The sequence below is a fragment of the Azospirillum fermentarium genome (assembly GCF_025961205.1).
GTDB lineage: Bacteria > Pseudomonadota > Alphaproteobacteria > Azospirillales > Azospirillaceae > Azospirillum > Azospirillum fermentarium.
Genome location: NZ_JAOQNH010000003.1, coordinates 569,229 through 588,866, shown reverse-complemented (window position 1 = coordinate 588,866; position 19,638 = coordinate 569,229). Strand labels below are relative to the sequence as shown.

General features: G+C 67.4%; 18 protein-coding genes. 8 read left to right on the top strand and 10 right to left on the bottom strand.

Going from position 1 to position 19,638, the window contains the following annotated elements:
- Positions 1-69: 69 nt before the first annotated feature.
- From M2352_RS22905 to M2352_RS22885, 5 genes are all read right to left on the bottom strand, one after another.
- The gene (locus M2352_RS22905; protein ID WP_264666845.1) at positions 70-1,488 is read right to left on the bottom strand and encodes a DHA2 family efflux MFS transporter permease subunit; all 1,419 of its coding nucleotides are present in this window, start codon (positions 1,486-1,488) and stop codon (positions 70-72) included.
- Positions 1,485-1,961, bottom strand: a complete 477-nt coding sequence (locus tag M2352_RS22900; RefSeq protein WP_264666844.1) for a MarR family winged helix-turn-helix transcriptional regulator — start codon at positions 1,959-1,961, stop codon at positions 1,485-1,487. The genes M2352_RS22905 and M2352_RS22900 overlap by 4 nt, the downstream gene beginning before the upstream one ends.
- A gap of 131 nt (positions 1,962-2,092) precedes the next feature.
- Positions 2,093-2,527, bottom strand: a complete 435-nt coding sequence (locus M2352_RS22895) for an ArsC/Spx/MgsR family protein (RefSeq protein ID WP_264666843.1) — start codon at positions 2,525-2,527, stop codon at positions 2,093-2,095.
- Positions 2,528-2,542: 15 nt separating this feature from the next.
- Positions 2,543-3,433: an ADP-ribosyl-[dinitrogen reductase] hydrolase gene (draG, locus tag M2352_RS22890; protein WP_264667352.1), complete on the bottom strand. Its 891-nt coding sequence runs from the start codon at positions 3,431-3,433 to the stop codon at positions 2,543-2,545.
- A gap of 34 nt (positions 3,434-3,467) precedes the next feature.
- A complete protein-coding gene (locus M2352_RS22885; RefSeq protein ID WP_264666842.1) occupies positions 3,468-4,346 on the bottom strand; it encodes an NAD(+)--dinitrogen-reductase ADP-D-ribosyltransferase in 879 nt (292 codons plus the stop codon).
- Between the two features lie 298 nt (positions 4,347-4,644).
- Between M2352_RS22885 and M2352_RS22880 the strand changes: the two genes are divergently transcribed.
- On the top strand, positions 4,645-6,051 hold the full coding sequence (locus M2352_RS22880; RefSeq protein WP_264666841.1) for a hypothetical protein: 1,407 nt from the start codon (positions 4,645-4,647) through the stop codon (positions 6,049-6,051).
- 13 nt (positions 6,052-6,064) lie between these two features.
- Here the strand turns inward: M2352_RS22880 and M2352_RS22875 are convergent, their stop codons facing one another.
- The 4 genes from M2352_RS22875 to hflK all read right to left on the bottom strand — a co-directional run bounded on the left by M2352_RS22875 (position 6,065) and on the right by hflK (position 10,118).
- The gene (locus M2352_RS22875) at positions 6,065-7,567 is read right to left on the bottom strand and encodes a DegQ family serine endoprotease (protein WP_264666840.1); all 1,503 of its coding nucleotides are present in this window, start codon (positions 7,565-7,567) and stop codon (positions 6,065-6,067) included.
- A 226-nt stretch (positions 7,568-7,793) separates the two neighbouring features.
- On the bottom strand, positions 7,794-7,979 hold the full coding sequence (locus M2352_RS22870; protein WP_264666839.1) for a DUF2065 domain-containing protein: 186 nt from the start codon (positions 7,977-7,979) through the stop codon (positions 7,794-7,796).
- A 66-nt stretch (positions 7,980-8,045) separates the two neighbouring features.
- On the bottom strand, positions 8,046-8,957 hold the full coding sequence (hflC, locus tag M2352_RS22865) for a protease modulator HflC (protein ID WP_264666838.1): 912 nt from the start codon (positions 8,955-8,957) through the stop codon (positions 8,046-8,048).
- A gap of 15 nt (positions 8,958-8,972) precedes the next feature.
- Entirely contained in the window at positions 8,973-10,118 is a 1,146-nt protein-coding gene (gene hflK / locus M2352_RS22860; RefSeq protein WP_264666837.1) for an FtsH protease activity modulator HflK, read from the bottom strand.
- Positions 10,119-10,302: 184 nt separating this feature from the next.
- Between hflK and apbC the strand changes: the two genes are divergently transcribed.
- From apbC to M2352_RS22845, 3 genes are all read left to right on the top strand, one after another.
- Complete coding sequence (apbC, locus tag M2352_RS22855) at positions 10,303-11,439, top strand: iron-sulfur cluster carrier protein ApbC (RefSeq protein WP_264666836.1); 1,137 nt, start codon at positions 10,303-10,305, stop codon at positions 11,437-11,439.
- Between the two features lie 12 nt (positions 11,440-11,451).
- A complete protein-coding gene (folK, locus tag M2352_RS22850) occupies positions 11,452-12,318 on the top strand; it encodes a 2-amino-4-hydroxy-6-hydroxymethyldihydropteridine diphosphokinase (RefSeq protein WP_264667351.1) in 867 nt (288 codons plus the stop codon).
- A gap of 184 nt (positions 12,319-12,502) precedes the next feature.
- Positions 12,503-12,676 (top strand): hypothetical protein, encoded by a 174-nt coding sequence (locus M2352_RS22845; RefSeq protein ID WP_264666835.1) that lies wholly within the window; start codon positions 12,503-12,505, stop codon positions 12,674-12,676.
- Positions 12,677-12,864: 188 nt separating this feature from the next.
- Here the strand turns inward: M2352_RS22845 and M2352_RS22840 are convergent, their stop codons facing one another.
- Positions 12,865-13,281, bottom strand: coding sequence for a hypothetical protein (locus M2352_RS22840; protein ID WP_264666834.1), 417 nt, complete (start codon positions 13,279-13,281; stop codon positions 12,865-12,867).
- Between the two features lie 487 nt (positions 13,282-13,768).
- Here M2352_RS22840 and ilvD point away from each other — a divergent pair, with 487 nt between their 5' ends.
- The 4 genes from ilvD to M2352_RS22820 all read left to right on the top strand — a co-directional run bounded on the left by ilvD (position 13,769) and on the right by M2352_RS22820 (position 19,556).
- The gene (gene ilvD, locus M2352_RS22835; protein WP_264666833.1) at positions 13,769-15,634 is read left to right on the top strand and encodes a dihydroxy-acid dehydratase; all 1,866 of its coding nucleotides are present in this window, start codon (positions 13,769-13,771) and stop codon (positions 15,632-15,634) included.
- A 239-nt stretch (positions 15,635-15,873) separates the two neighbouring features.
- Positions 15,874-18,951 (top strand): adenylate/guanylate cyclase domain-containing protein, encoded by a 3,078-nt coding sequence (locus M2352_RS22830; protein ID WP_264666832.1) that lies wholly within the window; start codon positions 15,874-15,876, stop codon positions 18,949-18,951.
- Positions 18,952-19,047: 96 nt separating this feature from the next.
- Complete coding sequence (locus tag M2352_RS22825) at positions 19,048-19,290, top strand: metallophosphoesterase family protein (RefSeq protein ID WP_264666831.1); 243 nt, start codon at positions 19,048-19,050, stop codon at positions 19,288-19,290.
- A gap of 35 nt (positions 19,291-19,325) precedes the next feature.
- Positions 19,326-19,556 (top strand): hypothetical protein, encoded by a 231-nt coding sequence (locus M2352_RS22820; RefSeq protein WP_264666830.1) that lies wholly within the window; start codon positions 19,326-19,328, stop codon positions 19,554-19,556.
- Positions 19,557-19,638 lie beyond the last annotated feature (82 nt).

Sequence of the window (19,638 nt, the reverse complement as noted above, 5' to 3'; positions counted from 1 at the left end):
TTTATCAATAAAAAAGGGGGAGGTTTGGAGGCGTCAGCCTCCAAGCGGGGCCGGGGCGGCAGCACCGCTTTACCGCCGCGTCAGCCCCAGCGCCGCCAACGCCACCACCTGCACCACGGCCAGCACCGCGAACGCCACCTGATACCCGTGAGCCAGCGCCAGCCGCTGGCCGGCGGCGTCCAGCAGGGCGAAGCCGTCGGCGTGGGTGCCGGCGGCGGCGGTGAAGACGATGGAAATCAGGCTGACGCACAGCGACCCGCCCAACTGCCGCCCGAAATTCATCGCCCCCGACGCCTGTGGCACGTCGGCGCGGTCCAGCCGGGCCAGCGATCCGGCGGTGGCCGAAGGCATGATGAGGCCCAGCCCCACCCGGCCCAGCAGAATCCACACCACCAGCCACGGCACCGCCGGCCCGGCGCCGGCCATGGCCAGCAGCCCGCAGGACAGGGCGAACAGCGCCGCCCCCAGCACCACCGGCACCGCCGGCGGCAGGCGGTCGGCCATGCGCCCGGCAAAGGGGAAGGTGGCGGCCATGGCCAGCCCCGCCGGCATCAGCACCAGCCCCGCCCCGCTGGGCGTCATCCCCAGCACCTGCTGCAGATAGAGCGGGATGAGGTAGGTGGAGGCGTACAGCCCGCCCCCCACCGCCACCGTCAGCAGAAAGCCGCCGACGAAGGGGGCGGAGCGGAACACCGCCAGTTTCAGCAGCGGCGCCTTGCACCGCATCTCCCACCCCAGGAAGGCGGCCAGCCCCACGGCCCCGGTCACCAGCCCGCCCTGCACCGCCGGGATGGTCCAGCCGATCTGCAGGCCGCGGGACAGCGCCCACAGCAGCACCGCCAGCGTGCCGGCCAGCAGCACCAGCCCCGCCACGTCCAGCGGGCGGGGCGGGGTTTCCGACGGGTGCCGCCCCGGCAGATGGGCCCGGGCCAGCGCCATGCCCATCAGGCAGAACGGCACCGCGGCCAGGAACGTGGCCCGCCACGACACCAGATCCACCAGCAATCCCCCCAGCACCGGGGCGGCGGCGGGCGACAGGATCACCCCCAGCCCATAGAGGCCGAAGCCCCGCCCCTGCTGCCCCGGCGGAAAGGCGTGGAACACCACCAGCATGCCCAGCGGCTGCACGATCCCCGCCGCCGCCCCCTGCAGCACCCGCGCGGCGATCAGCCAGCCCATGCCCGGCGCCACAGCCCCTATCACCGATCCCACGACGAACACCGCCATGGCGGCGATGTAGGTGGCGCGGATGCCGAACCGCTCCACGCTCCAGGCGCTGACCAGCATGGCGGTGGTCATGGCGGCCAGGAATCCGGTGACCAGCCATTGGATGGTCGGCTGGTCCACCGCGAACACCCCCATCAGCGGCGCCAGCGCCACGTTCAGGATGGTGGCCGCCATCACCACCGACGCGGTGCCGACGATGGCGGCGGCGGTGGCCTTCCAATCCGGGTGCTGGCGGGTGGCGTGTTCGTTGGCGGCGCTCACGGCTGACCCTCCCCGGTCTGGCCGTGCGCGGCATGGTCCACCCGGCGGCGGATGGACAGCAGCGCCCGTTCCATGGCCTCCAGATCCGTGTCGGTGACGTCGGCCAGCAGTTCGTGACGCAGGCCCATGGCGATGGCTTCGATCCGCGCCAGCACGGCGTGTGCGCGGGGAAGCAGGTGGATGCGGCGGCCCCGGCGGTCGTCGGGGCACAGCCGCCGCTCCACCCACCCGTCCGCCTCCAGCCGGTCGAGCAGGCGGACGAGCGTCGGCCCCTCCACCCCCAGATGCTCGGCCAGTTCCTTTTGCGCGATGCCCTCACCCAGCCGCTTCACCAGCACCAGAGCGCGCCATTTCGCCTGGCTCAGACCCAGCGGATGCAGCCGGCGGTCGAGCGCCAGCCGCCACGCCCGCGCGGTGTCCTGAAGCAGGATGCCGATGGTCCCGACCCGTCGTGCCCGTAAATCGCCGCTCATGGTGTGTCCGATATTGAAAGCTTCCTATTGAATAGCACGCTATCAATATCGGCCGGAACAGGCAAGGCGTGCGCCTTTGCGTCCGGCACGGCGCGCGGATTGACGCGCCGTGCGGCATGGTTCCGGTTCGGTTACGCCTCGGCCTTGGCCGGGGCCGGGCACGGCGGCATGCCGGACCGCGCGCAGCCCTCCAGATTGCCGGAGGCGGAACCGGGGGCCAGCCCGATCCAGGCGTTGACCGCATCGGCGTCGAAGCCGCAGCGGCGCTCCTCCCCCACCTGCATCAGCGGGCGGCGGATCAGCAGCGGGCGTTCGGTCAGGATGGCCAGTGCGGCATCGGCGTCCAGGGTTTCCGGCACCACCTCTCCCGCCTTTACCGCCGGGGCGGCGCGGTTGAACCAGTCGGCCACCGGGGCGGTGCCGAAGAAGGGACGCAGGCTGTCCGCCGTCCACGGTGCGGTCAGCAGATCGCGCACCTCCAGCCGGTGCCCGGCGTCTTCCAACAGGCGGCGCTGGCGGGCGTTGCCGGCGCAGCCGGGCTTTTCATAGAAGATCACGTCGGCCATGAAAGCATCCTCGGGTTACGGTGATGAAAAGAGCGGCGCGCGGGCCAGAAGATCGTCGGTCTGCTGGGTGATTTCCGCCTTCACCTTGGGGTCCAGCTTCTTCAGCCAGCGGGTGGGGATGCTCTCCAGGCCATAGGTGGCCCCGGCCAGCATGCCGGCCAGCGCCCCGGTGGTGTCAGCGTCGCCGCCCTGGTTCACCGTCTCCACCACGCAGCTTTCCACCGAATCGGTCTGGAAGTAATAATGCATCACCGTCTGCATGGTATCGACGATGAAGGCGGTGGACAGGCCGCGGTAGGGTTCGAACTTGAACGCCCGATGTTTGGCGACCAGCGCATTGACCTCCTCGCGCACGTCGCGCACGCCGCCGCCCAGGATCAGCCGCTGCACCATGGCCGCCAGCGCCAGCAGAGCGGCGTCGGCCAGCGGGTTGTTGTGGGTGATGTGACCCTGCTCGATGCTCCAGGACCGGCATGCCGCCTCGTCGCCCAGTGTTGCCAACACCACGGGCAGGTTGCGCATAGCCGCCCCGTTGCCGCCCAGATGCTCGCCCGGCGGCTCCTCCAGCGTGCCGTTCATGATGTAGCGGCGGATGCCGCGGCGGGTGGTGTCGCCCACGTCCACCGGCACACCTTTCAACCATATGGCGAATTCGTCAGCGGCGTTGCGCACGTCCCACGCCGGGGCCTTGAGGATGGCGCGGCCCAGGTGGATGGACATCTCGGTGTCGTCGGTCACCTGCCCCGCCGCCAGCCGCAGCCAGCCGCCGCCCTTGATGTGCTTGTGAACGCCGTGCTGGTGCGCGATCTCGCCCTTGGTCAGGAATTCCACCGTGGCGCCCAGGGCATCGCCGCAGGCAAGACCGAGATAGGCGCCGAGCGCACGGGAACGGATGGCGGGGTCGATCGTGGTCACGGGCTCTGACTTTCCATAAGCGCGGTCACAGCAGCGATACCGTCACACGGTAATCGCCGCCGACCACCAGATACTCCCCTTCCCCCTGGAAGGGGTAGCGGGGGATGATGTCGCGGAAGAAGACTATTTTCACAACGGGAACCTGCGCTTCAAGGATGTAGTCCCCGAACTGGCCGGCTATGTCGCGGTCGATGGAAAAGGAGCTGAGGTTGTTCAGGCGCAGCACCGCCGTGCGCTTGTCGGGGCGCGCGACGATGTGGTGTTCCTCGAAATTGTTGACGCCGCGGTAAAGGCGGATGGTCTGGGCCCGCGCCGGCATGGGCGCGCACGGCCACCCCCGCCGGATCCACCACTGGCAATATTCGTAGAGCAGGTCGAGCTGCAGGTGGATGTGGTTGTTGTGGAAGCGGGTGGAGTGCTTCTGCTCCGCATAGTGCTGCCACGCTTCCGACGCGAAGCGGCGGATCAGTTCGCCGTGATAGGTGGGCAACAGGCCGAAACGGCTTTCCACCCAGCCTTTCAGCACCGCCCCCTCGGCCGCGTTGGAATCGAACATCCACCCTTTGAGCAGGCGCAGGTAGCTGGCGCGGAACCGCCGCTTGCCGTCGGCTCCTTGCGAGCCTGAGAAATCGGCGTGCAGATCGAACGTCTCTTCCATGTAGCTCATGAAGAGATCGGCGGCGAAATCGGCGTCGGGCACCGCGTCCAGCCCGTCGAACAGGGAGGCGTGGGTGAAGCGGGTGCCGTGGATGCGCAGCGTGCGCGGCTGGTCGTTGAAATCGGTGGTGCACAGGATCTGGGCCGGGATGCCGACCCGGTTGGTGCGGTGTCCGCGCAGGGCCAGCGGTGAATCCGGGTCCACCACGCGCCCATGCACATCCCTGATCTCACCGCCGTCGGCCATCACCGGGAACCCCTGCCGTCCTGCCGATACCCATAACGAAAATACGGGTTCACGCCAAGTGTTTGCTGCAAATGCAAAAAACGGCAGCACCTGCTCAAAACCGCGCCAAATTCAAAAGGGTGTGCGCTCCGGGAAAAACATTGAAAAAAGCAGGGGAATTCTTCTGTGACAACGGATGTCACAGGGGAAGACGGGGATGGCTCGTGGCGACTATAGATTTCCTCATATTGCATCGCTGCTTTCCCAGGTTACATAGTGATAAGAGCCGCGAAGGCAGGATCGTCAGGGCGGCCAACAAATGATCACCCCCAAGGCAGGGCACGACAGCATGTGGCAGGTTCTGCGCGACATGGTGGCCCAGCCCCCTCCCCCCGCCGTCCCCGCGGCGGCGGATGCGGCGGCCAGGGCCGGGACGGCGTTCCAGCCCGCGGCAAAGGCCCACGGCACCGGGCCCCGCCGGCTGCGCGGCATCATGGAAGCGGGGGATGCCGTGCGGGCGGCCCGGCTGCTGCGCGGCACGCTCAACCCTGAGCGGGCGGGCGACCTGCTGGTGCTGCTGCACCCCTACCGCCGCCGGGTGCTGCTGCCGGCGGCCGGCGACCCGCGCCAGGGTCTGGCCGGGCAGTCGCCGGCCCGGCTCTACGACATCACTCTGCGGCAGGCGGCCCCGGTGCTGCTGGACGTGTTCCTGCCGGCCTGCCGCGACCACGTGATCGACCGCCTGGCCAGCGTCGGCGCCGTGGAGGTGCCAGCGGACGACGCCAGCCTGGCCAGCGTGATGGATGTGGTGGACGCCATGCGCACCATCGCCCGGTGCTTGCGCGGGGCCGGGCGCCCGCATCTGCTGGCGGTGGCGAACGCGGTGGAACTGGAAAGCCGCACGCTGGTGGCCAATGCCCTGCACGATGTGGAATCGAACCCCGGCCCCACCCATTACGTCACGGTGCTGTCCCAGGCGCTGATGCGGCTGGAGGCGCTGCGGCTGGTGCTGGAAACCATGGGGGCCAAGCCGTCGGTGCTGAACGGGGTGGCGTACGAATCCCGCCGGGTGGCGCGGCGGGCGTTGCGCCATGCCGCCGAGACCATCAACGCCTATGTGGACAACCGCGACCTGATCCGGCTGCGCGACAGCCTGACGGTGCTGGCGGCCATCGACAATCTGCTGGTTCTGGCCCTGCGCATCCTCGATGCCCTGCAGGACCGGGAGGAGGAGCCGACCCCCTTCGTCAAGGTCTCCGACGAAGCGGTGCTGGACGATTACCTGGATGCGGCCACCCGGCTGGCCCAGGCGCTGGTGGTTCTGGTGCGCGAAACCCTGACCTCCGCCGATTTTGACACGCTGCTGTTTGCGGCGCTGGTGCGCAAGATCAAGTGGCTGCACCGGTTCTGCACCCGGCTGGGCCACGCCCGCCGCCCGCCGGCCCTGGACGAGCTGGCCGATTTCCTGGTGCTGCAAAGCGCCATGCTGGCCCGGCGCGTGGGGGATTCGCTGGCGGATTCCCTGCTGCGCCACCCGCCCGACCGGGTGCAGGCGGCGCTGCTGGTGGAACGGGCGGCGGAGATCGCCGACCTGCTGCCCGACATGAACCGCACCCACGTGCGCGATGCGCTGCTGGTGCGGCTGCAGGCGGCGCGGGAAACCCTGGAATCGACCCTGGCCCGGTCGCTTCCCCCCGTACCGGACGGGGGGAAGGCGGGTCCGTAATCAGCCCCGGTTCTCAGCCCTGGTTCAGCGGCAGGGCGACGAAGCGCAGGTCGCCCTGGCGCTCGATCAGCAGCAGCACCGACTTGCGGTTCTGCTCACGGGCCTTCTGGACCTTGGCGGCCACGTCGGCGGGGGCCTTCACCTCTTCCTGGCTCAGCTCGATGATGACGTCGCCGGGGCGGATGCCCTTTTCCGCCGCGGGCGTGCCGCTCTGCACGTCGGTCACCAGCACGCCCTTCTGCTCCGGCTTCAGCTCGTACTGCTGGCGCAGGTCGGGGGTGATGCCGGTCAGCTTCAGACCCAGCAGGTCGGTGGTCTTGGGCGGCTGGGCCGGGGTCTGCTTCTTGTCGTCGGGCTGGTTGGTCAGCAGGCCGGATTCCTCCGCCGCTTCCAGCTCGCCCACCTTGACCTGCACGGTCTGGAGCTTGCCCTTGCGCCACACCTCGACGGGGGCGGCCTTGCCGATGGGGGTTTCGGCCACCACGCGCGGCAGGCGGCGCATCTCGCCGATCTCCTTGCCGTCGAACTTCAGCACCACGTCGCCGGCCAGGATGCCCGATTCCGCCGCCGGCCCGCCGGGGGTGACGGAGGCGACCAGCGCGCCCTTGTTGCCTTCCAGCCCCAGGCTCTCGGCGATTTCCGGGGTCACGCTCTGGATGCGCACACCCAGCCAGCCTCGGCGGGTGTGGCCGAATTCCTTGAGCTGGGCCACCACCGTGCGGGCGATGTTGGCCGGGATGGCGAAGCCGATGCCCACCGACCCGCCGGAGGGCGAGAAGATGGCGGTGTTGATGCCGATGACTTCCCCGTTCATGTTGAACATGGGGCCGCCGGAATTGCCGCGGTTGATGGCGGCGTCGGTCTGGAGGAAGTCGTCATAGGGGCCGGCGTTGATGTCGCGGGCGCGGGCGGAAATGATGCCCGCGGTCACCGTGCCGCCCAGCCCGAACGGGTTGCCGATGGCCAGAACCCAGTCGCCCACGCGCATGGCGTCGCTGTCGCCGAAGCCGACGGCGGTCAGCGGGTGGCTGGTCTTGATCTTCAGCAGCGCCAGATCGGTCTTGTTGTCGCGCCCGACCAGCTCGGCCTTGATGTTGGTGTCGTCATGCAGGATCACCGTGATCTCGTCGGCGTCCTGGATCACGTGGTTGTTGGTGACCACATAGCCGTTCACGGCGTCGATGATGAAGCCCGACCCCAGCGAGGTGGACTTGCGCTGCTGCTGCTGGTCCTGCGGCTGGCCACCGCCCCCCCCGCCGTGGCGGTCGAAGAAGTCCTTGAAAAACTCCTCGAACGGCGAGCCGGGCGGGAACTGCGGCAGTTCCGGGCGCTGGCCCTGCTGGCGCTGGGGGGCCGCCTGGGTGCTGGAGATGTTGACCACCGCCGGCAGCAGCTTTTCCGACAGGTCGGCGAAGCTGGCGGGGGCGGTGCGGGCCTGGGCCGCGGCGGGGACCAGCCCGGCGGGGGCGACGGTCAGCACCAAGGCTGTGGTGACGGACGCGGCCAGGAGCGACACCGTGCGGCGCCCGGCGCCGAGGCACCGACGAATCTCATTGGGATTGAGGCGATTCACTGAGGCTGTCTCCCTGTTCACGCTCTTATCCGGCGCCGCCGGTCCCGCCCTGTCTTCGGAGGAAAGCCCCGGCCCCGCGGGTCTGGGGCCGGAACGTGATCGGAACATTATGCGGAAACGAGTGTGGTGCAAAGATGGCATATGGGCCGAAGGCGGCCCGCCATACGCCCTATCCGCGCACCAGCCACACCGCCGCCACCCCCAGGACCGCAGCGGCCAGCCCGGCAGCCCGCAATTGTGATTCGGTCATGGTCAGCGCCTGCACGATCATGCGTTGCATCGGTCCGGGGAACAGGGCGTAGAGCACACCCTCGACCACCAGGACCAGCGCCAGCCCGGTCATAAGATCTTCCATGGCAATCCGGTCTCATAACGGCACCGCCGCCGTGGTTTCCCACGGCGGCGGCATCGTTTCGTCACGTCAGGGGGCCGGAGCCGGGGCCGGCGCGGCGGGAGCCGCCCCGCCCGTGGGCACGGGTGAATCGCGGAAGAAGCGGAAGAACGGGCTGTCGGGCGACAGGACATAGGTGGTGTCGCCCTTGCCCATGGTCTTCCGGTACGCTTCCAGCGAACGGTAGTAGGTGTAGAACTGCGTGTCGGAGGCCGTGGCATCGGCGATGATGCGCAGCGCCTGGTTGTCGCCCTCGCCGCGCAGCTTCTGGGCGTCGCGCTGGGCCTCGGCCAGCAGCACGGTGCGTTCGCGCTCGGCGCGCGAGCGGATCTGCTGCGACTGTTCCTGGCCCTGGGCGCGGGCCTCGGCGGCTTCGCGTTCGCGTTCGGAGCGCATGCGGGCGAAGATCGACTGGCTGGTCTCTTCCGGCAGGTCGGCGCGGCGGATGCGCACGTCCACGATCTCGATACCCAGATCCTGCGCCTCGGCGTTCACCTGGGCGCGGATGTCGTTCATCACGCGGGCGCGTTCCTCCGACAGCACGGCCAGCAGCGTCACGCTGCCCAGCACCCGGCGGAGCGCCGAGTTGACAATGCTGTTCATGCGGTTTTCCGCCCGCACCTCGTTGCTGACCGTCTGGTAGAAGCGCAACGGGTTGTGGATGCGGTAGCGGGCGAAGGCGTCCACGTCCAGACGCTTCTGGTCGGCCAGGATGACCTGTTCCACCGGCGGGTCCAGGTCCAGCACCCGGCGGTCCAGGATCACCACGTTCTGGATGAAGGGGATCTTGGCCTTCAGCCCCGGTTCCTTGATGACCCGGCGCGGCTCGCCGAACTGCAGCACCAGCGCCTGCTGGGTCTCGTTCACGGTGAAGAGGGAGGCGGAGGCCAGCACGGCCACGGCGATCAGCCCGATGCCGGCGGCGAAAAGGGAGCGGCTCATGTCAGGTTCCCTCCCTTACTTGGCCGCCGGAGCGGACGCCGGCGGCGCCAGCTGGTTCAGCGGCAGATAGGGCACCACGCCCTGCCCGGCGGCGGCCTTGCCGTCGATGATGATCTTGCGCGCCCCTTCCAGAACGCTTTCCATGGTTTCCAGATACATGCGCTGGCTGGTGACGTCCTTGGACAGGTTATAGGCTTCGTGGATCTTGGTGTAGCGGTCGGCGTCGCCCTGGGCCAGGCTCACCACCTGCTCGCGGTAGGCCGAGGCTTCCTGGATCAGCCGTTCCGCCTCGCCGCGGGCGCGGGGAATGATGTCGTTGCGGTAGGCTTCGGCCTCGTTGCGCAGGCGTTCGCGGTCGGAGCGGGCGCGCTGCACGTCGTTGAAGGCGTCGATGACCGGCGACGGCGGGTCGGCCTTTTGCAACTGCACCTGGGTGATCAGCACGCCCGACTGGTATTCGTCCAGCATGGCCTGCAGCAACTGCTTGGTGGCCTGCTCGGTCTGCTGGCGGGCCTCGGTCAGGGCGGGCTGCAGCTCGGTGCGGCCGATGACCTCGCGCATGGCGCTTTCGGCGGCCTTCTTCACGGTCGCTTCGGGGTCGCGGATCTTGAACAGGAACTCGCCCGCGTCCTTGATCTGCCAGAACACCGTGAAATCGATGTCGATGATGTTCTCGTCGCCGGTCAGCATCAGCGATTCGTCGGCGACGTCGCGGTCGCCGCGCCGCCCTTCGCCCGCCGAGCGGTACCCGATCTCGATGCGGTTCACGTTGGTGACCTTGGGCAGGTACACCGCCTCGATCGGCGCGGGCAGGTGATAGCGCAGGCCGGGTTCTTCCGTGCGGACCCACTGGCCGAAGCGCAGCACCACGCCCTGTTCGTCCGCACCCACGCGGTAGATGCCGCTGGCCAGCCAGATCAGGCCGATCACCAGCACCACCAGCCCGATCCCCCGCCCGCTGCCGAAGCCGCCGGGCATGACTCGTTTCAGCCGGTTCTGGCTGCGGCGCAGAAGCTCTTCAAGGTCGGGGGGCTGCGGGCCGCCCCCGCCGCCGCCGCCGCCCGATGGCCGGCCCCAGGGATTCTGGCCGCCGCCACCGCCGCCCGGCGGCGGTCCCCATGGGCCGCCCCCGCCACCGCCACCTTGATTCGTCCACGGCATTCCGCTTGTCCCCCTTACTCTTAGAACCCAACAGATCAGTGCTTTACCCACCCGGACGGATGGTCACGCCGGTGCCGGATATGTTTGCCAACACCGTCGTCCGCCCTATAGTGCATATCCCCACGGCGAGGCACCATACCGGCAGCTATCCGCCAATATCGGGAAGGGAGCGGAGTTTTCAACCATGGCGAAGGTCACTGAAGCTCAAGTTATCGAGGCCCTGAAGACCGTTGTGGACCCGGAACGCGGAGCGGACATCATCAGCCTGAACATGCTGTCGGGGCTGGTGGTGCGCGAAGGCAACGTCGCCTTCGCCATCGAGGTGGACCCCCGCCGCGGCGCCCAGGCCGAACCCATCCGCCATGCCGCGGAAAAGGCGGTGGACGCCGTTCCCGGCGTCACCTCGGTCACCGCGGTGCTGACCGCCCACCGGACCGCCCCGCCGCAACAGCCCGCCCCGCAGCCGGGCCACGGCCATCATCACGGCCATGGGCATGGCCACGGCCAGCCGCAGAAGGCGCTGGTGCCGGGGGTGAAGGCCATCGTCGCCGTCGCCTCGGGCAAGGGCGGGGTGGGCAAATCCACCACCGCGGCCAACCTGGCGCTGGCGCTGGCGGCCAATGGCCGCACCGTCGGGCTGCTGGACGCCGACATCTACGGCCCGTCCATGCCGCGCATGCTGGGCATCCAGGGCCGCCCCACCAGCCGCGACGGCCGCACCCTGGAGCCGATGGAGAACTACGGCGTCAAGGTCATGTCCATGGGCTTCATGGTGGACGAGGCCACGCCGATGATCTGGCGCGGGCCGATGGTCATGGGCGCGCTCCAGCAGATGCTGGGCGAGGTGAACTGGGGCGAGCTGGACGTGCTGGTGGTGGACATGCCGCCGGGCACCGGCGATGCCCAGCTCACCATGGCGCAGCAGGTGCCGCTGGCCGGAGCCGTCATCGTCTCCACCCCCCAGGACATCGCGTTGCTGGACGCCCGCAAGGGCATCAACATGTTCCGCAAGGTGGACGTGCCGGTTCTGGGCGTCATCGAGAACATGAGCTATTTCTGCTGTCCCAACTGTGGCCACCGCACCGACATCTTCAGCCACGGCGGGGCGCGGAAGGAGGCGGAGGCGTTCGGCGCCGATTTCCTGGGTGAAATCCCGCTGGACATCGCCATCCGCACCACCTCCGACGAAGGCCAGCCCATCGTGGTGTCGCAGCCGGACTCCGAGCACGCCCGCCAGTACCGCGCCATCGCCGAAAAGGTCTGGGAAAAGGTCGGCCCGGCCCGCAGCACCCCCGCCGCCCCCCGCATCGTGGTGGAGTGACCCCCCGTGGACATGAGCGTCGTCTATCTGGCTCTGGGCAGCAACATGGGTGACCGGGCCGCTTACCTGCGCGCCGCCATCGAGCGGCTGCAGCCCGGCGTGCGCATCGCCACCCTGTCCCCGGTGTACGAGACGGCGCCCATGTACGTCACGGACCAGCCCGCCTTCCTCAACATGGTCATCAAGGGGGAAACGGCCCTGCCGCCCCCCGCCCTGCTGGAACTGGCCAAGCGGGTGGAGGCGGACCTGGGACGGCGGGACGGCGGGCCGCGGTTCGGGCCGCGGCCCATCGACGTGGACATCCTGTTCTACGGCAACCTGTGCCTTCACACCCCCGATCTGGAGATCCCCCACCCGCGGCTGACCGAGCGCGCCTTCGTCCTGCGCCCGCTGGCCGACATGGGGGCGGGCAAGAAGGTTCACCCGGGATTGGGCCTGACGGTGGAGGAACTGTTGGGGCACCTGCCCGACGGCGGCGGGGTGGCGCTGTACAATCCCCGGCTCCCGGCCTGTGCGGCCGAGACCTACACCATCATCATCAAGGATTTCACCGCCCCCATCCGGCTGGGCGAGGTGCCGGGAAGCGCCCGGATCAGCCTGACGCTGGACGTGCTGCATCCGGGCCCGGGCTTCGCCGACGACATCGGCGCGGTCATGTCGTACGAGGACATCGTGGTCGGGCTGCGCCGTCTGTGCGCCGGCCTGCCCTTCCCGGCGGCGGCCGCCGACGCCGGGCGGCTGCTGGCCGACCGCACGCTGGATCTGTGCTGCGATTACCCGCGTGTGCGCCGGGTGCAGGTCCAGGCCCGGCTGACGCCCGAGGGCGCGGAGAAGAACGGTGGAAGTGACATCGTGTTTATGCGGCAGCGCAGCACGTAATTCCTTGTTCACATCATGGTCACTTTTCAGCTTCCTGCCAGAGGTTATAGCCGATGATTTACCCACGAAAGGATAAGTGACACGGCATCTGTCTTTGATTTACATTGCCCCCATCACACCGCATACGAGGACTGGCATCAAAAACCGCCGATACTGACACACCTCACAACGCCGGGAGGGTACGATGGAACACAGGTTTGAACCGACGTTGGCCGAATTGCTGAGCGACCCGATGGTCATGATCGTGATGCACCGTGACGGCTATGACCCCGATGGCGTTCTGCAGCTTTTCCGTGAGGTGCGCCATAACATGACTCTGCAGCAGCAAAAGCCGGAGGCCGAGGCGATCGCCGCCTGAAGGACATGGCGCAAATTCAAGGGAGCGGTGCCGGAAACGGCACATGCAGGCATGACAACTCCAACAGGTACAGGGAAGAGCGGATAAGGCGCCGGCCTTTTCCGCTCTTTTTTGCTCCAGCATTCCCTTCTTGTCTGGGGCATGGCTGCGGAGACGCACCATGGGCCAGCCACGCTGATCTTAATTTATCACTTTGCCAGGGTGGCTTTTGCGGCATCTACAAAGTAATGAATATATTCATTGAATTTCTTCTCCACTTTCTCTGGAGGAACGAAGGAGCACCCTTTGTCTGCTCTGTCTATGTTGACCGATGTTGGAATAAAAGATTTATTGAAATGAATAAACTCCCTCACCCATACTTTTGTTCCAATAATTTTTCTTGTTCCGCCCAGCTTAATGGTTGCCACCCAGCCTTGACTTTCAGGAGAAAATTTTTCAATTTCCATATCTTTATAGTCCGACAATGGGCACCCAATGGTCAGCAATTTATCGCCAGTATAACTAACAAATTGCTTGAGGCTGTTCTCATTTGGAGCCGCATGGGCTGTTGATGCCACGCTGGCAAAAGCAAAAATTAACGATGCAAAAAATTTCAATCTAAGCATTTTTTTCCCTTTCTCATTACATTGCAAAGAAATAAACAAGCAATTTTGAGTGATATTGCATTTTAATTAACAAAATTCAATCGAAGATAGAAAAATTCAACGTTTGCAAGAAAATACTCTATTTCCTGATCATATCATGATTGCGGCCTTTTTCTAAAGGAATAATTATGGAAAACTTCTTTCAAGCAATATTGCTATAAATATCCTTTCAGCATGGTTGGTTATGAGAATTTATTGAGGATACGGGCATCGCCAACTTGCATACATTTGCGCGTATTGATCTGTGTTATGCAGGCAGCACATCCTCATCGGCTTTCCTTAAGACTCCCTGCTTTCCACATACCAGAACGCATAGCGCCCCCACCGCATCGGTGCTGGAATCCGCACGGCGGGATTGCTAACCTTGCCGCCGTTGCCGGGCAAACGGTCATATCGTTACCCTTTGGCCCCCGTGTCAGTCCGATCCTTCGTCTTTTGAGGTAGACCCATGCCGCATTACCGTTCCCGCACTTCCACGCACGGCCGCAACATGGCGGGCGCCCGCGGCCTGTGGCGCGCAACGGGCATGAAGGACGGCGATTTCGGCAAGCCGATCATCGCCGTCGCCAATTCCTTCACGCAGTTCGTCCCCGGCCACGTCCACCTGAAGGATCTGGGCCAGCTCGTCGCCCGCGAGATCGAGAAGGCCGGCGGTGTCGCCAAGGAATTCAACACCATCGCCATCGACGACGGCATCGCCATGGGCCATGACGGCATGCTCTACAGCCTGCCGTCGCGCGAACTGATCGCCGACGCGGTGGAATACATGGTCAATGCCCACTGCGCCGACGCGCTGGTGTGCATCTCCAACTGCGACAAGATCACCCCCGGCATGCTGATGGCCGCCCTGCGCCTCAACATCCCCACCGTGTTCGTGTCCGGCGGCCCGATGGAAGCCGGCAAGGTGGACTGGCGCGGCAAGACCCGTGCGGTGGATCTGATCGACGCCATGGTCGCCGCCGCCGACCCCACGGTCAGCGATGAAGAGACGGCGCGGATGGAGCGCAGCGCCTGCCCCACCTGCGGCTCGTGCTCGGGCATGTTCACCGCCAATTCCATGAACTGCCTGACCGAGGCTTTGGGCCTGTCGCTGCCGGGGAACGGCACCATCGTCGCCACCCACGCCGACCGCAAGGAGCTGTTCCTGGCCGCGGGCCGCGTGGCGGTGGACCTCTGCCGCCGCTGGTACGAGCAGGAGGACGCCACCGCCCTGCCCCGCGGCATCGCCACGTTCGAGGCGTTCGAGAACGCCATGACCCTGGACATCGCCATGGGCGGGTCCACCAACACCGTGCTGCACCTGCTGGCCGCCGCCCAGGAAGGCGGGGTGGACTTCACCATGAAGGACATCGACCGGCTGTCGCGCCGCGTGCCCAACGTGTGCAAGGTGGCCCCCGCCGTCTCCGACGTGCACATCGAGGACGTGCACCGGGCCGGCGGCATCTTCGGCATCCTGGGCGAACTGGACCGCGCCGGGCTGCTGAACCGCACCGTGCCCACCGTCCACGCCCCCACCCTGGGCGATGCGCTCGACCGCTGGGACGTGACCCGCACCGCGGACGAGAGCGTCCACACCCTGTACAAGGCCGCCCCCGGCGGCGTGCCGACCATCGAGCCCTTCTCCCAGGGCATGCGGTGGGACGATCTGGATCTCGACCGTGAAAAGGGCGTGATCCGCCGTGTGGAGAACGCCTTCAGCAAGGACGGCGGTCTGGCGGTGCTGTTCGGCAATCTGGCGGAAAACGGCTGCATCGTGAAGACGGCGGGCGTCGATGCCTCCATCCTCACCTTCGCCGGACCGGCCCGCGTGTTCGAAAGCCAGGACGCAGCGGTGGCCGCCATTCTGGGCGACAAGGTTCAGGCCGGCGACGTGGTGGTCATCCGCTACGAAGGGCCGCGCGGCGGGCCGGGCATGCAGGAAATGCTCTACCCCACCAGCTATTTGAAGTCCAAGGGGCTGGGCAAGCAGTGCGCGCTGATCACCGACGGGCGCTTTTCGGGCGGCACGGCGGGCCTGTCCATCGGGCACGCCTCGCCGGAAGCGGCGGACGGCGGGGCCATCGGGCTGGTCGAGGAGGGGGACCGCATCGAGATCGACATCCCCAACCGCGTCATCCGCGTCGCCGTCGGCGACGAGGAGCTGCAGCGCCGCCGCGATGCCATGAACGCCAGGGGGGCGGATGCGTGGAAGCCTGCGGGCCGCAACCGGGTGGTGTCCCCGGCCCTGCGCGCTTATGCCGCACTGACCACCAGCGCCGACCGCGGCGCGGTGCGCGACGTGTCGCAGGTGGAAAATCTGGCGCTCCGCCGTTGAGCCTTCCGGCGCAATAACGGCAGAATCGGTGCACACGGCGTCCGGCGGTTCTCACCGCCGGACGTTGCCGTGTCTGGGGCCGGGCAAAAAGTAAGGCTGCACCCTTCATACTTTCGCATGCGATTCCGCGACTTTCTACCGGCAATGCACCGGTCCGATGTCTCGAACGCTATAAAAAATCCATTACATGCCCTAATATGCATTGAGACCGCTTCGGGCGGGCGGGTATGGAGTGTCCGATGACACTGGCAGGGGCAGGACCAAACGGAGCGATCCACAAGCAGACGGCCAGCCGCAAGCTGCTGACGGTGCTGTTCGCCGACATCGTTGAATCCACCCGTCTGGTGTCGGGCCGCGACCCCGAAGACGCCGATCAGACCCTTCGCGCCATCCTGGCCCCAGTCGTCGATTCGATTCACCGTTACGGCGGCACCGTGGCCCAGATGCTGGGCGACGGGGTTATGGCCGTGTTCGGCGCCCCGGTGGCGCTGGAGGATCACGCGCTGCGCGCCTGTCTGGCCGCCCAGGACATCGCCGCCAACAGCCTCATCACGCCGGGCGGCGGGCCTGCGTTACGGTTCTCCATGCGAGTCGGCGTGGCGTCGGGCGAGGTGGTTGCCCAGGTGGTGGAAACCGGCATGTGGACCGATTACCGCACCGTCGGCGAAACCGTTCACTTGGCCGCCAAGCTTCAGCAGCGGGCGATTCCCGGCCAGATCCTGCTGAGCCGCGACGTGGTGGATCTGGTGCCCGTCGGTCTGCGGGTGGTGCCGGCGGGGCGGTTCGCGCTGGCCGGCGCGGCACGGCCCCAGCCGGTCTATGCCCTGCAGGCGGTGCAGGCCGGGCGGCGGACGGCCATGGACCTGCTGTGGTCGCGCCCCGGCCCCTTCGTGGGGCGGCAGCGGGAGCTGAACAGCCTGATCGCGGGTCTGGCATCCGCCGAGCAGGGCCGCGGCGCCGTCACCCTGATCGAGGGGGAAGCCGGCATCGGCAAATCCCGGCTGGTCAGCGAGATGCTGCGCACCGGCGACATGGCGCGCCGCCATGTGCTGCATTGGCCCCAGCAACCCATCCGCTCCATGGGGGAACCCGATGATCTGGAGCGGGTGGCCCGTGGCCTGATCGCCCTGACCGACGGCCGGACGGAAGAGGCCGGGCGGGTGTGGCTGGCCGCCGCCGCCGCCCGGCGGGCCGGGGATCTGGCGGGTGTGGCGGTTCAGGATTTGCTGGGGATGGCGGCCGCCGACCCGGTGTGGTCCGGCCTGCCCCCGGCGGAACGGCTGTCGCTGGCCGTCGATGGGCTGGTGGGAACGCTGGAGGCGCTGGCCGAGACGCGGCCCTTGCTGATTCTGGTCGAGGACGTGCATTGGGCCGGCACCGGCATTGCCCGTCTGCTGGACGCGCTGACGCCGGTGACCGGACGGGCGCCCATCCATGTGACCGTCACCTCCCGCCCGGAACCGGGGCCGTGGCGTCCGGCCCCGGAAACCCGCCGCATCCGGCTGGACACGCTGGGGGAAACGGCGGTTCAGACCTATCTCGACCGGACGCTGGGCACCGACCCGTCGCTGGCGGAATTGAAGGCCATGGTCGCCAGCCGCGGCCAGGGCATTCCGCTCTATCTGATCGAATCCCTGCGCGTGCTGGTGGACAGCGGCGCCATCGAAGGGCACAGCGGGCGTTACCGCCGGTCGGGGCGGGTGGAGCGCATCGAGCTGCCGCCGTCGGTCCGCGGCCTGCTGTCCAGCCGGATCGAGGCATTGCCCGGCGCGCTTCAGCACCTGCTGCTGAAGGCGGCGGCCATCGGCCCGACCGTCGATGTGGATCTTCTGCGCGATCTGGCGGACATCCCCGCCGATGCGGTCACCACCGCCCTGACGGATCTTGAGGAGGCGGGTTTCGTCCACCGCACCCGCCTGATTCCCAACCTGGAGTACGGCTTCCGCCACGCGCTGGTGCAGGAGGTGGCGTACAGCCAATTGACCCGCGAGCAGCGGCGGGACTGGCACAGCCGCATCGTCCAGGCGCTGCGGCGGCGGCGCGACCACGACCTGCCGGGACGGCTCGACCTGCTGGCCCACCATGCGTTCCAGGCCGGCAACTGGCCGATGGCCTATGCCTATGGGCTGAGAGCCGGGCGGCGGGCCGAGCGGCGCTCGAAACCCGACGCCGCCAGCCGGTTCTACACCGATGCCCTGGCCGCCCTGGAGCACCTGGAGCCGTCGCGGCGGGTGCTGCTGCGCCGCATCGACCTGTCCATCGCCCTGACCCGCGCCATGCTGCCCCGCGGTATCCGCCAGGGAGAGGAGCATCTGCGCCAGGCCGGCGAACTGGCGGCCCAGGCCGGCGACCCGGTGCGGGTGGCGCGGGCGGCGTCGGTCCACGCGTCCTATCTGTGGTCCCACGGCGACCTCGACGAGGCGGTGCGCCTCAGCCGCTCCGGGCTGGCGGCGCTGGGGACGCGGGATTGCGCGGAGACGCGCATCCAGCTTCTGATCCGCATGGCCGGATTCCTGACCGACCAGGGCGAATTCCGCGAGGCGCGCGACGCGCTGATGGCGGCGGACTCCATGATCCCCCCCGAACGGCTGTACGATCATTTCGGCATGGCCATCGCCGGATCGGTGGGGGCGAAGGCGCTGCTGGGCCGTGTGCTGGCCGAACTGGGGGACGAGGCCGGGGCGCTGCGCACCGCCGAGCAGGCCTATGCCATCGCCGAGGACAGCCGGCATGTGTTCTCCAAGGTGATCGCCGGGGTCTATTTCGGCTGGACCCTGCTGATTCTGGGCCAGCCGCGCCCGGCCTTGCCGATTCTGGAAGACACGCTGGGCATCTGTGCCGCCATCCGCTCGCCCCTGCACGTTCCCAAGCTGCTGGGCAGTTCCGGCTATGCCCACGCCCTGCTGGGCGATACCGACACCGGCCTGCCGCTGCTGAAGCGCAGCCTGGAGATCTACCGCAGCAACGGGCTGCGGCTGTACACCCGTCAGGTGCAATTGTGGCAGGCCCGCGCCCTGCTGCTGGCCGGTCAGCCGGCCACCGCCCTGTCGGAGGCCCGCACCGCCCTGGCCGACGCCCGCGACACCCGCCAGCGGGGGTACGAGGCGTGGGCGACGTGGCTGGTGGCCGAATCCTCCCTGGCCCTGACCCGCGACCCCGGCACCACCCGCCGCCACGCCCGCCGGGCGCGGACCATGGCGGATTCGTGCGGCATGACCCTGCTGTCCGCCTTGTGCGACACCACCATCGCCCGTGCCGCCGAACAGCCGGCGGAGAGCGGGGAGCCGAAGGCCGTGCGGGTGGGCGCGCGGCGCTGAAAAAGGCCACGCGGACAAAAAGACGCGTATCCCTTTGGGCGGAAAATCATCGCGTGTATCATGTCGGGCTTTTCGTCTTGTTCAGGAGCCGGCACCGTGCCCATCCGTTGGCTGCATCTGTCCGATTGCCATGTGGGGTCGCAAGAGTACGGCGCACATAAACTTTTCAAGGAAACCGCCGCCTTCGTGCGGCAGCGGCGGGAAACAACCGGGTGGGAACCGGATCTGGTTTTCCTGACCGGCGATATCGCCTACAGCGGACAGGCCGACCAGTACGAGCAAGCCAAGGCGGAGTTGTTGGCTCCGCTGGACGAGGCATTGGGCGGGACGCTCACCTGACGTCACCGTACAAATGGTCCCCCGATAACGAGGAAATGCAGCCGGACCACCTCCATCAATCGGCGCGCGTTGCTGCCAGCGATTGGTTCTGGTTCCCCCTGCCGGGCCGGGAGACGGCAAAGAAGCCAAGCCAAGTGCCGTCCTGGCTGGAAAAGGGTCGTAACATTCCGCCCACTCCGACGGTCCCGGATGGTTATAAAATCATCGACACGGCGTTCCTCGATGCCCAGGCCGGCGAGTCTTCACGGGATACCGTGCTGAATTAATTCAACGGTACGATGCCCGTCTTCTCGACGGCTCTTTCTCCCCACGTGGCCCGGCGCAAGGTGGTGGGCGGCATCGTTCAGC

What these genes read in the sequence shown, in the direction of transcription:
- M2352_RS22895 (WP_264666843.1), bottom strand. Translation starts at nt 2,527, where the DNA reads ATGGCCGACGTGATCTTCTATGAAAAGCCCGGCTGCGCCGGCAACGCC.
- hflK (WP_264666837.1), bottom strand. Translation starts at nt 10,118, where the DNA reads ATGCCGTGGACGAATCAAGGTGGCGGTGGCGGGGGCGGCCCATGGGGA.
- apbC (WP_264666836.1), top strand. Translation starts at nt 10,303, where the DNA reads ATGGCGAAGGTCACTGAAGCTCAAGTTATCGAGGCCCTGAAGACCGTT.
- M2352_RS22830 (WP_264666832.1), top strand. Translation starts at nt 15,874, where the DNA reads ATGACACTGGCAGGGGCAGGACCAAACGGAGCGATCCACAAGCAGACG.
- M2352_RS22840 (WP_264666834.1), bottom strand. Translation starts at nt 13,281, where the DNA reads ATGCTTAGATTGAAATTTTTTGCATCGTTAATTTTTGCTTTTGCCAGC.
- M2352_RS22845 (WP_264666835.1), top strand. Translation starts at nt 12,503, where the DNA reads ATGGAACACAGGTTTGAACCGACGTTGGCCGAATTGCTGAGCGACCCG.
- M2352_RS22820 (WP_264666830.1), top strand. Translation starts at nt 19,326, where the DNA reads ATGCAGCCGGACCACCTCCATCAATCGGCGCGCGTTGCTGCCAGCGAT.
- hflC (WP_264666838.1), bottom strand. Translation starts at nt 8,957, where the DNA reads ATGAGCCGCTCCCTTTTCGCCGCCGGCATCGGGCTGATCGCCGTGGCC.
- folK (WP_264667351.1), top strand. Translation starts at nt 11,452, where the DNA reads ATGAGCGTCGTCTATCTGGCTCTGGGCAGCAACATGGGTGACCGGGCC.
- M2352_RS22885 (WP_264666842.1), bottom strand. Translation starts at nt 4,346, where the DNA reads ATGGCCGACGGCGGTGAGATCAGGGATGTGCATGGGCGCGTGGTGGAC.
- M2352_RS22880 (WP_264666841.1), top strand. Translation starts at nt 4,645, where the DNA reads ATGATCACCCCCAAGGCAGGGCACGACAGCATGTGGCAGGTTCTGCGC.
- M2352_RS22870 (WP_264666839.1), bottom strand. Translation starts at nt 7,979, where the DNA reads ATGGAAGATCTTATGACCGGGCTGGCGCTGGTCCTGGTGGTCGAGGGT.
- ilvD (WP_264666833.1), top strand. Translation starts at nt 13,769, where the DNA reads ATGCCGCATTACCGTTCCCGCACTTCCACGCACGGCCGCAACATGGCG.
- M2352_RS22900 (WP_264666844.1), bottom strand. Translation starts at nt 1,961, where the DNA reads ATGAGCGGCGATTTACGGGCACGACGGGTCGGGACCATCGGCATCCTG.